Raw genomic sequence first — 12,795 nt, 5'->3', positions numbered from 1 at the left:
TCCTGGAATCACGCTAACGAACGTTCCATCTTCTCCGCGATGCCACATCCTGGCGGCGCCCGATGAGAGGAACAAAAAGTGGGAATAAGATAAATTTTCTTCAGTGGGAAGTAAAATTACATCGGCTTTTAGTCGTCAAAATTTCTGAAAACGGACTGAATATCTTCGGTCATGAAGCCTTTTGACTGAAGATAGCGCAGGACTTTGGCTTTCTCTTTCCATTCTTTCGGTAACGGATGACCAAATTTACGCTCAGCCAGCTGGGCAGCGCAGGCAGACCAGTCAACCTCGGTCTCTTCCATCGCAATATCAATTGCTTCGCGATCGATTCCTTTTTGCGCCAGCTCCATACGCACCCGTTGTGAACCAAAACCTTTGCGGCTGCGGCTCTGAATAAAACGTTCGGTGAAACGCTCGTCGTTTAACCAGCCATTTTCCTGGCACCAGTTCAGCACTTTTTCCAGCAGCTCTTCGGTGACGATTTCCGGTTCTTTCTGCTGCGCCCAGGCGGCACGCTGCGCCGACTGTTGCAGCTTGCGTGCTAGTTCTGCACGGCTGTGATCGCGCTGGCCCAGGATGCGCATCGCGCGATCGAGCAGACGAGAAAAGGAGACAACGTTGGATTGGGGCTGAGATTGTTCAGTCATACTGCGCACCTTGTACAAACGGGAGGAGGATTATGGCGACAGAACGGCAGAGAAGGAAGGTAAGAAAGGCAGGATGTCAGGTAAATAAAACAGCGGGAGTGGATAGCTCCACCCCCGCGTCAGTGATTAGAAGTCTTCGTTCGCTTCGCTCGCTGCGTTTTCCACTTTGTCAGCAGACTGCTCTGCTGCCAGTTTATCGTCAGCGCCGTTCAGTAGCATCTCACGTAACTTCATATCGATTTCGTTTGCCACAGCCGCATTCTCTTTCAGGAAGTTGCCGGCATTCGATTTACCCTGACCAATCTTATCGCCATTGTAGCTGTACCATGCACCCGCTTTTTCAATCAGCTTGTGCTTCACGCCCAGGTCGACCAGCTCGCCGAAGGTGTTGATACCTTCGCCGTACATGATCTGGAACTCAGCCTGTTTGAATGGCGCGGCGATTTTGTTTTTCACCACTTTAACGCGGGTCTCACTGCCGACTACGTTATCGCCCTCTTTGATGGCACCGATACGGCGGATATCAAGACGGACAGAGGCGTAGAACTTCAGCGCGTTACCCCCGGTGGTGGTTTCCGGGTTACCAAACATCACACCAATTTTCATACGGATCTGGTTGATGAAGATCAGCAGCGTGTTGGACTGTTTCAGGTTACCGGCCAGCTTACGCATCGCCTGGCTCATCATACGTGCCGCAAGGCCCATGTGAGAGTCACCGATTTCACCTTCGATTTCCGCTTTCGGCGTCAGGGCCGCCACGGAGTCAACGATGATGACGTCAACCGCGCCTGAACGTGCCAGCGCATCACAAATCTCCAGCGCCTGCTCACCGGTATCGGGCTGTGAACAGAGCAGGTTGTCGATGTCTACGCCCAGTTTCTTGGCGTAAACCGGGTCCAGCGCATGTTCCGCATCGATAAAGGCACAGGTTTTGCCTTTACGCTGTGCCGACGCAATCACCTGCAGGGTCAGCGTGGTTTTACCTGAAGACTCGGGTCCGTAAATCTCAACGATACGGCCCATTGGCAGACCGCCTGCACCTAATGCAATATCCAGTGACAGCGAACCGGTAGAGATGGTTTCCACATCCATTGAGCGGTCTTCACCCAAGCGCATGATGGAGCCTTTACCAAATTGCTTCTCAATCTGGCCCAGCGCGGCAGCTAAAGCCTTTTGTTTGTTTTCATCAATCGCCATTTCAACTCCTAATCAAGCCGGGTAAACACGCACTCATGGGTGCCTGCACTCTTTCTGTTGCCGACAATTATACTGTATAGTCATACAGTATCAAGTTTAATTTGTCAGAAATTCGCCATACAGCTTCTGCAATGCCCAGCCAACGGACTGACGACGTACCGCCTCACGGTCACCGGCGAAATGCTGCTGAAAAGTCAGGGTTTTATCTTGCGGACCGGCAAAACCAAACCAGACGGTGCCGACTGGCTTCTCCTCACTGCCGCCATCCGGCCCGGCAATACCGCTCACCGAAATAGCATAGTCCGCCTGGGCCGCGTGTCGGGCGCCCAGCGCCATTTCACGCACCACGGCTTCACTCACCGCCCCGTACTGTTCCAGCGAGGTGGCCTGCACACCTACCAGCTGCTGTTTGGCATCATTGCTGTAGGTCACGAAGCCACGTTCAAACCAGGCGGAGCTGCCGCTGATGTCAGTAAATACCTTAGCAATCCACCCGCCGGTGCAGGATTCGGCACAGGTCACGGTGGCGTTCTGCTGTTTAAGCTTCTCACCTATCTGCGCGCTAAGCGCCTGCAACTGCTGATCATCCATCGCGTTTCTCCCTCAGGTCGTGGGTTGAACGTGGAGCAATATCATCACGTTTTCAAGCCCTCTATCCAGTATTGCGCGCTTTTTGCGACCTGCTTTCCCTGAGCATCAGGTTTTTTTCACCGCCACAATAAAAAGACGCGGGAAAGCGAGCAGAACCTGACCATCGCGCTGCGCCGGATAGGCGCTGAGCAGACGCTGATGATAGGCCGCCAGAAAATCGGCCTGGCTGGCGTCATCCAGCGGGGCGAGAAATGGACGCAGACCGGTCGCCTGGAGCCAGCTGATAATCGCCTGAGCATCGGCCATCACGTGATAATAGGTGGTGCGCCAGATATCCACTTCGCAACCCGCCTGAGTCAGCAGATCGTAATATTCCCCGCTGGAGAGCAGCTGTTTACGGTCTGCTGTCTCCGCACCGATACGCGTACGCCAGGGCTCGGCTGCCGCCACTTCGCGCATTAATTGATGCGAGGGTTCATTGAGATTATCGGGCATCTGTACCGCCAGCACGCCGCCGGGCGCCAGCTGTTTTACCAGATGGGGAAACAGCACGGCATGGTTATCCAGCCATTGCAAAGAGGCGTTGGCATAAATCACCTGCTGAGGCGCTTCCGCCTGCCAGCTGCGGATATCCGCCTGTACAAAATGGCAGTGCGGTAACCGTTCGCGCGCCTGGGCTAGCATCGCGGCAGAACTGTCGAGACCGCAGACTTTTGCCAGCGGCCAGGCCTCCGTCAGCAGTTCAGTGCTGTTGCCCGGACCGCAGCCCAAATCGGTGACCTGTTCAACCTCTTCAGAGCTGATGCGCGCCAGCAGCTCACGCGCCGGACGGGTACGTTCCGCCTCAAATTTGCGATACAGCACAGGATCCCACTCTTTCATGCTCACCTCCGGTTGCGTTATCTGACGTGACCGCTTGTTAAGACGCTTTAAAAGCGGAAAAGTGCGACCCATTGCTCAATTCTGAATCGAATGCTGGTAGTGGTCAGGGTGAATAATTAAGTTAAAACATTGTTTCATTTTTCCGAAACGTCTTCAGGAGTGAGTCATGACTGCAGAATCTGCCTTTGCCGGTGTCTGGTGCCCCTCAGTTACCCCATTTAATGCGCAGGGTGCCCTCGATATCGATGCGCTCGGACGCCATTTTTCCCGCCTTAACGCTTCAGGCATTGATACCTTACTGATCATGGGCAGCATTGGCGAGTTCGCCTCACTGACGCAGCAGGAACGCTTACAGCTGATCAAAGAAGCCCGGCCATTGTCGCCGTTAAAAATGGTGGCTAACGTCTCTGCCACCTGTATTCCCGATATGCTGACGCTGGCGGATGCGGCATGGAAAAGTGGTTACGACGCGGTTATGGTGCTGCCGCCCTACTATTACGGCCAGACGCAGGCGCAGCTGATGCACTACTTTGAAGCACTCGATCAACAGCTAGGCGGAAAGTGGTTTGCCTATAACTTTCCGGCACGTACCGGCTGCGATCTGACCCCGACGCTGGTCGCTGCGTTAGCCGCAAAATTACCCAATTTCGTCGGCATCAAGGATACGGTGGACTGCCTGTCACACAACCGGGCAATGATTGAAGAGACCAGGAAGGTGCGCAGTGATTTTGCGGTGCTGTCGGGCTATGACGAATATCTGCTGCCTAACTTGCTGGCGGGCGGTGCCGGCGTCATTTCAGGGCTGAATAATATTGTGCCGGAGGTTTTTGCGCAGATGATGCAGGCGTGGCGTGACGGCAATCTGGCTGAGCTGACCCGTCTCCAGCAGCAGATCGGTCGGTTGATGGCAATTTACAGTATCGGCGATGATTTTGTGACCACCATTAAAACCGCGGTGTCGCGTCGCTATGACTCAATGGGGAGCGCGTCGCGTAATTATGGCGGCAGCTTAGATGCGCAGCAGTGCGCGGCGCTGGATCGGTTGTTCAGTTAGCTTCTGTCACGGGCGCGTCCCTGCGCCCGTCAGCTCAGTTCTTTTTCACGAACTCAGATTTTAATTTCATTGGACCAAAACCGTCGATCTTACAATCGATGTTGTGATCCCCTTCCACCAGACGAATGCTTTTCACTTTGGTGCCAATCTTCAGGGAAGAAGAGCTGCCCTTCACTTTAAGATCTTTAATCACCGTGACGCTGTCGCCATCTGCCAGCAGATTACCGTTAGCATCGCGCACTTCCAGCGTTTGATTGCTGCTTTCGCTTTCCGCCTCGGTCCAGATATGACCACAGGAAGGACAGTTAAGGTTATCGCCGTCTTGCCAGGTATAATCGGCGTGACAGGCTGGGCAGGCAGGTAAAGACATAACGACTCCAGAGATAACAGTGGCGGATAGGCCTGAAAAAGGGCGTTATCATATAACCTTACTGTTAATAAGGACAGTCTTTATAGCAGCCCGCCCTGACGCGCCTTACTCACCGCCTCACCTAACTGCCACACCGCCATCGCGTAATGGGTGCTGTGGTTATAACGGGTAATGACATAAAAATTGGGTAAGCCGTACCAGTACTGATAGCTGGTACCGAGATCAAGCCGTAACAGGCTCACTTCATCATTACCGTTGAGCGATCCCTGCGGTGACAGGCCTGAAGCGGCCAGCATGCTGACGCTGTAGCGGGTTTTGAAGCCATCGTCGAGCAGCGGCGCCTGACCACTGGCCGGAACCGCGATGTTCTCGCCGCTGCGCCAGCCGTGCTGCTGGAAGTAGTGAGCCACGCTGCCGATGGCATCCACCGGATCCCACAGGTTGGCATGGCCGTCGCCGTTGAAGTCAACCGCATACTCTTTGTAGGACGACGGCATGAACTGACCATAGCCCATCGCCCCGGCAAAGGAGCCTTTAAGTGCCAGCGGATCGTCCTGTTCGTTACGCGCCATCAACAGAAAAGTTTCCAGCTCGCTGCTGAAGTAAGCGGCGCGGCGCGGATAGTTAAAGGATAAGGTGGCGAGCGCATCGAGAATACGCGTTTTTCCCATCACGCGGCCCCAGCGCGTTTCGACGCCAATAATCCCGACGATGATTTCAGGCGGAACGCCGTAAACCTGCTGTGCACGCTGCAGCGCATCCTGATATTGATCCCAGAATGCCACACCATTCTGGACGTTATCTGGCGTAATAAACTTATTGCGATAGCGAATCCAGGCACCGTTCGGCCCCGGCGCTGGCGTATAGCTTGGTGCCTGGCGATCCATCAGGCGCAGCACGTAATCCAGCCGTTTGGCCTGACCCAGAATGTTATGCAACTGCTGGCGATCGAAGCCGTGCTTCTCCACCATCTGATCGATAAATTGTTCCGCGGCCGGATTACCGGCGAAGTCACCCGACATTGCCGATCCACTGTGCGACGGCTGGAGTAAAAATCCACCTTGCGGCGCAGCCAGCATCTTTTGCTGTTGGGGAACCTCAGGTTTGCTGCTGCAGGAGGCCAGTAACGGGATGAACGCAAGGAGAGCTAGCTTGAGACGCATCGGTTATCCATAAACGAGGGGTAAATTCAGATGCGCTAATAGTAGTCGTTCAGCGCAACGACATACAGGTCAAATTCTTAAAAAAACGTCAAGGCTGTCGCCTGAAAAACGGCCACCGGATGCGCAGTTCCGGTGGCCGTTAGTGGCTTAGCGGCGGTTTCTGACCAGCTGATAGCGGCGGGTCAGATACTCCACCGGCGCACTCCAGATATGGACCAGCCGGCAGAACGGAAACAGCAGGAACAGCGTCATTCCCAGCACCATGTGGATGCGGTAAATCAGCGCTACGCCGTCAAGATGCTGTGATGCGCCACCGTGGAAGGTCACCACTGCCTGCGCCCAGCCCACCAGCTTCATCATCTCACTGCCATCCATATGCTGTGCCGAGAAAGGAATGGTCAGCAAGCCCAGCGTCGCCTGCGCCACCAGTAAGCTCAGGATAAGAATATCGCCGACGCTGCTGGTGGCCCGCACCCGCGGATTCATCAGACGGCGTTTCAGCAGCAATGCCCCGCCCGCCAGGGTCATCGCGCCAAACAGCCCACCGGCAATCATCGCCAGCTTCTGTTTAACGTCGATCGGCAGAAAGGATTCATACATCCAGTGCGGCGTCAGCATCCCGACGATGTGACCGAAAAAAATGCCGATGATGCCAATGTGGAACAGGTTGGACGCGAGACGCATTCCTTTTTTGTCCAGCATCTGACTGGAGCCGGCCCGCCAGCTGTACTGTCCGTAGTCATAGCGCAGCCAGCTGCCGACCAGAAACACCGTTCCGGCAAGATAGGGGTAAATATCAAAGAAGAAAGTGTTGATAAAATTCATGCTGATTCTCCTGTGGCGCGCGTTGTCGCCTGAGCAACATCCAGATACTGCGGCGCAACCGCGTCGGCAAAACGGCGCTGATGCGCCGCCTGCTGTGCCGAAGCACAGCCCTGTTCGCCGAGAAATTTGATCTGCTCCTCTTCCCAGACGGCATCCAGTGCCGCTGGGGTATCGTCGCGCGCTTCCTGCGCCACCTGCGGGCGTAACGCGTCAGGCTGGATCGCGGTGCCTGAAAGCGCTAACAGTGCGCTGAACAGATCGGCATAAGGACTCTGACGTTCCACCAGCCGCGCCGCCAGCAGCGCCAGAATCGGTGCGATATCCTCCAGCCCCTGACGCGCCTCGTCAGCCGTTTTACAGGCGAGGTATTCGAGGTAGAGCGGCAGATAATCAGGCAGCTCTTTGCTGTCCAGCTCCAGCCCATCGGCCCGATACTGCGCCAGCAAATCGACCATCGCCTGGCCGCGATCGCGTGACTCGCCATGCACATGTTCAAACAGCAGCAGCGAGGTGGCGCGGCCGCGATCAAACAGCTCGCAGTAATCAGCCTGCACGTCGAGCAGTGGCCGGGCGCAGAGCTGATTAATAAAGCGCACCAGCTTTGCACTCTGCTGCAGGTTCAGTTCACAAGCGCTTTCCAGCGCCTCGATCAGCGCCTGATGATGGGTAAACAGCGCCTCATCCGGATAATCGAGCAGGCGCGACAGCACACGTAGCGCAATCATGATGCATCCTCCGGACGTACGGTTTTTTTACTGATGTCGATGGCATCAATACGGCGGCTGTTAAACAGGTTGAATTTGCTGTCGCTGCCGTGGCAGCCATCGCCGAAGCTAAAGCCGCAGCCTTTACTTTCCGGGAAGGCTTCACGCGCCAGTTCACGATGGCTGGACGGCACCACAAAGCGATCTTCGTAATTGGCAATCGCCAGATAACGGTACATCTCCTGTGCCTGCGCCTCGCTCAGGCCAACCTGCTCCAGCGCCCGCACATCCCGTTCACCTTCGACGCTTTCCGCTCGCTTGTAGTGACGCATCGCCAGCATCCGTTTCAGCGCCAGCAGCACCGGCGCGGTATCACCGGCGGTCAGCAGGTTCGCCAGGTACTCAACCGGAATGCGCAGGCTTTCAACATCCGGCAGCACGCCGGTGTGTGCCAGCGCGCCACCGTCAACGGCTGACTGGATTGGCGACAATGGCGGCACATACCACACCATCGGCAAAGTGCGATATTCAGGGTGCAGCGGCAGCGCCAGCTTCCACTCCATCGCCATTTTGTACACCGGTGAACGTTGCGCCGCGTCGATCACGCTCTGCGCGACGCCATCTTTCAGCGCCTGGGCGATCACCGCCGGATCGTTGGGATCAAGGAAGATATCCAGCTGGCTCTGATAAAGATCTTTTTCATTCTCCGCCGAAGCAGCCTGCTCAATGCGGTCAGCGTCATACAGCAGCACGCCGAGATAGCGGATACGGCCGACGCAGGTTTCCGAGCAGACGGTGGGCTGACCGGCTTCAATACGCGGATAACAGAAAATACATTTCTCTGATTTGCCGCTCTTCCAGTTGAAGTAGATCTTTTTGTACGGACAGCCGGTGAGGCACATCCGCCAGCCACGGCATTTATCCTGATCAATCAGAACGATGCCATCTTCGCCACGTTTGTAGATGGCACCACTCGGACAGGTCGCTACGCAGGCCGGGTTGAGGCAATGCTCACACAGGCGCGGCAGGTACATCATGAAGGTGTGTTCGAACTGGCCGTAAATATCCTTCTGGATATTATCGAAGTTCTTATCCTGCGAGCGTTTGGCAAACTCACCGCCGAGGATCTCTTCCCAGTTCGGGCCATTTTCAATTTTTTTCATTCGCTGACCGGTGATCAGCGAACGCGGACGCGCGATCGGCTGATGCTTACCGGCCGGTGCGTTGTGCAGATGCTGATAATCGAAATCGAACGGCTCGTAGTAATCATCCAGCGCTGGCACATCCGGATTGGCGAAGATTTTTGACAGCACACCGACACGGTTACCCATGCGCGGTTCCAGCTTACCGTTGATTTTTCGAATCCAGCCGCCCTTCCACTTCTGCTGATCTTCCCAGGCGTGGGGATAGCCAACGCCTGGTTTACTTTCGACGTTATTGAACCAGGCGTACTCCATCCCTTCGCGACTGGTCCAGACGTTTTTGCAGGTCACCGAGCAGGTGTGGCAACCGATACATTTGTCGAGGTTCAGCACCATGCCGACCTGTGAACGAATTTTCATGGTTTTACCTCCTGCTGGCTGCCCTGACAGGCGTCGTTACCTTCACCGTCTAACCAGTTAACGTTGTTCATTTTTCTCACCACCACGAACTCATCACGGTTTGAGCCGACGGTGCCGTAGTAGTTAAAGCCCCAGGAGAGCTGCGCGTAGCCGCCGATCATGTGGGTCGGTTTCGGACAGGTACGGGTGACCGAGTTGTGGATACCACCGCGCTGGCTGGTGATCTCCGAGCCCGGAATATTCACGATGCGCTCCTGAGCGTGATACATCATGGTCATGCCAGCCGGAATACGCTGGCTCACCACCGCACGCGCGGTCAGCGCACCGTTAGCGTTGAACGCCTCGATCCAGTCGTTATCGACGATCCCCAGCTCGCGCGCATCCTCTTCGCTCATCCAGACAATCGGTCCGCCGCGCGACAGTGTCAGCATCAGCAGGTTGTCGCTGTAGGTGGAGTGAATGCCCCACTTCTGGTGTGGCGTCAGGAAGTTCAGCGCCTTCTCCGGGTTACCGTTGGGTTTGCTGTTCAGCAACGGCTTCGCCGCGCGGGTATCGATTGGCGGACGGTAGACCAGCAGGCTTTCGCCAAAGGCGCGCATCCACTCATGATCCTGATAGAGCTGCTGACGACCACTCAGGGTGCGCCACGGGATCAGCTCATGCACGTTGGTGTAGCAGGCGTTATACGAAACATGTTCATCTTCCAGACCGGACCAGGTCGGGCTGGAGATGATTTTGCGCGGCTGTGCCTGGATATCGCGGAAGCGAATTTTTTCATCTTCCTTGTTCAGCGCCAGATGGGTGTGGTCGCGGCCGGTAATCGCACCCAGCGCCTGCCAGGCTTTCACCGCCACCTGACCGTTGGTTTCCGGCGCCAGCGCCAGAATCACCTCAGCTGCGTCGATGGCCGTATCAATATTCGGCCGTCCCGCCGCCGGGCCATCCGCTTTGACATAGTTAAGCTGCTTGAGGAAATCGACCTCTTTCTGGGTATTCCAGCCGATGCCCTTGCCGCCGTTACCCAGGGTATCGAGCAGCGGACCCAGCGAGGTAAAGCGCGCCCAGGTGGCCGGATAATCGCGTTCCACCACCATGATATGCGGCGCGGTTTTACCCGGAATCAGCTCACATTCGCCTTTTTTCCAGTCTCTGGCGTCAAACGGCTGCGCCAGTTCGGCTGGCGAATCGTGCAGTACCGGCAGCGTGACTACATCGGTTTCTACCCCTAAATGGCCAGGGCAGAGATCGGAAAAGGCTTTCGCGATGCCCTTATAAATCTCCCAGTCACTTTTTGAATCCCAGGCGGGATCAACGGCAGCCGAGAGCGGATGAATAAACGGATGCATATCCGAGGTATTCATATCGTCTTTTTCATACCAGGTGGCGGTAGGCAGCACCACATCGGAATAAAGACAGGTGCTGGACATGCGGAAATCGAGCGTAACGACCAGATCGAGCTTGCCTTCTGCTCCCTGATCCTGCCACTCCACCTCTTCCGGCTTGACGCGGCCCTGCTGGCCTAAATCTTTGCCCTGAATACCGTTTTCCGTACCCAGCAGGTACTTCAGCATGTACTCATGCCCTTTACCGGATGAGCCGAGCAGGTTGGAGCGCCAGACAAACAGGTTGCGCGGGAAGTTCTGCGGATCGTCTGGCTGTTCAGCGGCGAAACGCATCGTTCCGTTTTTCAGGCTCTCCACGGTGTAATCCAGCGGCGACTGACCGGCGGCTTTCGCCTGGGCGGCGATGCGTAACGGGTTGACGTTAAGCTGAGGCGCAGATGGCAGCCAGCCCATGCGTTCGGAACGCACGTTGAGATCGATCAGGCTGCCGCTGTAGCGACTTTTATCGGCCAGCGGCGACAGCAGCTCGCTGGTGGCCAGCGTTTCATAACGCCACTGGCTGGAGTGGTTATAGAAAAAGGAGGTGCTGTTCATCTGACGTGGCGGACGTTGCCAGTCGAGACCAAACGCCAGCGGTGCCCAGCCGGTCTGCGGACGCAACTTCTCCTGGCCAACGTAGTGCGCCCAGCCACCCCCGCTCTGCCCGACGCAGCCGCAGAAGATCAGCATGTTCATCAGGCCACGGTAGTTCATATCCATGTGATACCAGTGGTTCATACCGGCACCGACGATGATCATTGAACGACCACGGGTCTTCTCGGCGTTTTCGGCAAACTCACGGGCAATGCGGATGATGTTCTGACGTGATACGCCGGTAATCTGTTCCGCCCAGGCCGGGCTGTACGCTTTGATCTCGTCGTAAGTTTGCGCGCAGTTGGCATCGTCCAGCCCGCGCTCCAGCCCATAGTTAGCCAGCGTCAGATCGTAGACGCTGGTGACCAGCGCTTCGCTGCCATCGGCCAGTTGCAGACGTTTTACCGGCAGCTTATGCAGCAGGATCTCATCCAGCGCCACGCTGTTGAAATGTTCGCTGGTGATGCCGCCAAAGTAAGGGAAACCCACCTCAACCACCTCGTCATGGCTGCCCAGCAGGCTAAGCTGCAGTTCAACTTCCTGCTGTGACGCGCCGTCACGCTGCTCAAGGTTCCATTTGCCCTTTTCACCCCAGCGGAAGCCGATTGAACCCTGCGGTGCCACCAGCTGGCCGGTCGCTTCGTTGATCGCCACCGTTTTCCATTCAGGATTATTCTGCTGGCCCAGCCCGTCGACCAGATCGCTGGCGCGCAGCTGGCGTCCGGCGGCGTAATAACCGCCTTCACGCGGCTCCAGCAGCACCAGCATCGGCATGTCGGTATAACGACGCACGTAGTCGCTGAAATAGCTGACTTCGCGATCGAGGTGAAACTCTTTCAGCATCACATGGCCCATCGCCAGCGCCATCGCGCTGTCGGTGCCCTGTTTCGGATTCAGCCACTGGTCGCACAGCTTGGCGACTTCCGCATAGTCCGGCGTGACCGCCACGGTTTTGGTGCCTTTGTAACGCACCTCGGTAAAGAAGTGCGCATCCGGGGTACGCGTCTGCGGCACGTTTGAGCCCCAGGCGATGATGTAAGAGGAGTTATACCAGTCGGCTGATTCCGGTACGTCGGTCTGCTCACCCCAGGTCATCGGCGATGCCGGTGGCAGATCGCAATACCAGTCGTAAAAACTCAGGCAGGTGCCGCCAATCAGCGACAGATAACGCGCGCCCGCCGCATAAGAAACCATCGACATCGCCGGGATGGGCGAGAACCCCATCACCCGGTCCGGGCCGTAGGTTTTTGCGGTGCAGATGTTGGCGGCGGCGATCATCTCGTTGACCTCCTGCCAGCTGGAACGCACAAATCCACCGCGGCCGCGTGCCTGCTTGTAGCTTTTGGCTTTTTCCGGATTGCTGATAATCGAAGCCCAGGCATCGACCGGATCGCTGTGCTGCGTTTTCGCCTCGCGCCAGAGCTGAATCAGCTTCTTACGCATCAGCGGATATTTCAGCCGGTTCGCGCTGTAGAGATACCAGGAGTAGCTGGCGCCGCGCGGGCAGCCGCGGGGTTCATGATTTGGCAGATCGGGACGGGTACGCGGATAGTCGGTCTGCTGCGTCTCCCAGGTCACCAGGCCATTTTTCACGTAGATCTTCCAGCTGCATGAGCCGGTGCAGTTCACGCCGTGAGTCGAGCGAACAATTTTATCGTGCTGCCAGCGACTGCGGTAACCATCTTCCCAGTCGCGATTACTGTTCAGGGTCTGGCCATGCTGGCCGGAAAACGGTTCTGCCAGCTGTTTGAAATAGCGAAACCGATCAAGAAACTTGCTCATCCGGAATACTCCTGAAGGCTTAGTGTGACATTGCTAACCCTG

General features: G+C 56.3%; 11 protein-coding genes. 1 reads left to right on the top strand and 10 read right to left on the bottom strand.

Annotated features, from left to right (window positions below; all coding sequences use genetic code 11):
• Nucleotides 1-128: 128 nt before the first annotated feature.
• The 4 genes from LZU96_RS04855 to tam form a co-directional block, all read right to left on the bottom strand.
• Complete coding sequence (locus LZU96_RS04855) at nt 129-647, bottom strand: regulatory protein RecX (protein ID WP_233987301.1); 519 nt, start codon at nt 645-647, stop codon at nt 129-131.
• A 126-nt stretch (nt 648-773) separates the two neighbouring features.
• Complete coding sequence (gene recA, locus LZU96_RS04850) at nt 774-1,844, bottom strand: recombinase RecA (RefSeq protein ID WP_094121087.1); 1,071 nt, start codon at nt 1,842-1,844, stop codon at nt 774-776.
• Nucleotides 1,845-1,940: 96 nt separating this feature from the next.
• Nucleotides 1,941-2,435 (bottom strand): nicotinamide-nucleotide amidase, encoded by a 495-nt coding sequence (gene pncC, locus LZU96_RS04845; protein ID WP_233987300.1) that lies wholly within the window; start codon nt 2,433-2,435, stop codon nt 1,941-1,943.
• 105 nt (nt 2,436-2,540) lie between these two features.
• A complete protein-coding gene (tam, locus tag LZU96_RS04840) occupies nt 2,541-3,317 on the bottom strand; it encodes a trans-aconitate 2-methyltransferase (RefSeq protein WP_233987299.1) in 777 nt (258 codons plus the stop codon).
• Nucleotides 3,318-3,483: 166 nt separating this feature from the next.
• Here tam and LZU96_RS04835 point away from each other — a divergent pair, with 166 nt between their 5' ends.
• Nucleotides 3,484-4,371, top strand: a complete 888-nt coding sequence (locus tag LZU96_RS04835; protein ID WP_233987298.1) for a dihydrodipicolinate synthase family protein — start codon at nt 3,484-3,486, stop codon at nt 4,369-4,371.
• A 34-nt stretch (nt 4,372-4,405) separates the two neighbouring features.
• Here LZU96_RS04835 and LZU96_RS04830 read toward each other — a convergent pair whose 3' ends face one another.
• From LZU96_RS04830 to LZU96_RS04805, 6 genes are all read right to left on the bottom strand, one after another.
• On the bottom strand, nt 4,406-4,741 hold the full coding sequence (locus tag LZU96_RS04830; RefSeq protein WP_233987297.1) for a zinc ribbon domain-containing protein YjdM: 336 nt from the start codon (nt 4,739-4,741) through the stop codon (nt 4,406-4,408).
• A gap of 80 nt (nt 4,742-4,821) precedes the next feature.
• Nucleotides 4,822-5,904, bottom strand: a complete 1,083-nt coding sequence (gene mltB / locus LZU96_RS04825) for a lytic murein transglycosylase B (RefSeq protein ID WP_233987296.1) — start codon at nt 5,902-5,904, stop codon at nt 4,822-4,824.
• Between the two features lie 147 nt (nt 5,905-6,051).
• Nucleotides 6,052-6,729 (bottom strand): respiratory nitrate reductase subunit gamma, encoded by a 678-nt coding sequence (narI, locus tag LZU96_RS04820; protein ID WP_233987295.1) that lies wholly within the window; start codon nt 6,727-6,729, stop codon nt 6,052-6,054.
• Nucleotides 6,726-7,454: a nitrate reductase molybdenum cofactor assembly chaperone gene (gene narJ, locus LZU96_RS04815; RefSeq protein ID WP_233987294.1), complete on the bottom strand. Its 729-nt coding sequence runs from the start codon at nt 7,452-7,454 to the stop codon at nt 6,726-6,728. The genes narI and narJ overlap by 4 nt, the downstream gene beginning before the upstream one ends.
• Nucleotides 7,451-8,995, bottom strand: coding sequence for a nitrate reductase subunit beta (gene narH / locus LZU96_RS04810; protein ID WP_233987293.1), 1,545 nt, complete (start codon nt 8,993-8,995; stop codon nt 7,451-7,453). The genes narJ and narH overlap by 4 nt, the downstream gene beginning before the upstream one ends.
• Nucleotides 8,992-12,753 carry a nitrate reductase subunit alpha gene (locus LZU96_RS04805; RefSeq protein WP_233987292.1) on the bottom strand — a complete coding sequence of 1,254 codons (3,762 nt, stop codon included), beginning with the start codon at nt 12,751-12,753 and terminating at the stop codon, nt 8,992-8,994. The genes narH and LZU96_RS04805 overlap by 4 nt, the downstream gene beginning before the upstream one ends.
• Between the last annotated feature and the right edge of the window lie 42 nt (nt 12,754-12,795).

Source organism: Pantoea agglomerans (assembly GCF_021397715.1).
Classification (GTDB): domain Bacteria; phylum Pseudomonadota; class Gammaproteobacteria; order Enterobacterales; family Enterobacteriaceae; genus Pantoea; species Pantoea astica.
The sequence above is the reverse complement of the archived record's forward strand: the minus strand, read 5'-3'. Positions and strand labels throughout refer to the sequence as shown.

What these genes read in the sequence shown, in the direction of transcription:
- mltB (WP_233987296.1), bottom strand. Translation starts at nt 5,904, where the DNA reads ATGCGTCTCAAGCTAGCTCTCCTTGCGTTCATCCCGTTACTGGCCTCC.
- LZU96_RS04830 (WP_233987297.1), bottom strand. Translation starts at nt 4,741, where the DNA reads ATGTCTTTACCTGCCTGCCCAGCCTGTCACGCCGATTATACCTGGCAA.
- recA (WP_094121087.1), bottom strand. Translation starts at nt 1,844, where the DNA reads ATGGCGATTGATGAAAACAAACAAAAGGCTTTAGCTGCCGCGCTGGGC.
- LZU96_RS04835 (WP_233987298.1), top strand. Translation starts at nt 3,484, where the DNA reads ATGACTGCAGAATCTGCCTTTGCCGGTGTCTGGTGCCCCTCAGTTACC.
- narJ (WP_233987294.1), bottom strand. Translation starts at nt 7,454, where the DNA reads ATGATTGCGCTACGTGTGCTGTCGCGCCTGCTCGATTATCCGGATGAG.
- LZU96_RS04805 (WP_233987292.1), bottom strand. Translation starts at nt 12,753, where the DNA reads ATGAGCAAGTTTCTTGATCGGTTTCGCTATTTCAAACAGCTGGCAGAA.
- narH (WP_233987293.1), bottom strand. Translation starts at nt 8,995, where the DNA reads ATGAAAATTCGTTCACAGGTCGGCATGGTGCTGAACCTCGACAAATGT.
- narI (WP_233987295.1), bottom strand. Translation starts at nt 6,729, where the DNA reads ATGAATTTTATCAACACTTTCTTCTTTGATATTTACCCCTATCTTGCC.
- LZU96_RS04855 (WP_233987301.1), bottom strand. Translation starts at nt 647, where the DNA reads ATGACTGAACAATCTCAGCCCCAATCCAACGTTGTCTCCTTTTCTCGT.
- tam (WP_233987299.1), bottom strand. Translation starts at nt 3,317, where the DNA reads ATGAAAGAGTGGGATCCTGTGCTGTATCGCAAATTTGAGGCGGAACGT.
- pncC (WP_233987300.1), bottom strand. Translation starts at nt 2,435, where the DNA reads ATGGATGATCAGCAGTTGCAGGCGCTTAGCGCGCAGATAGGTGAGAAG.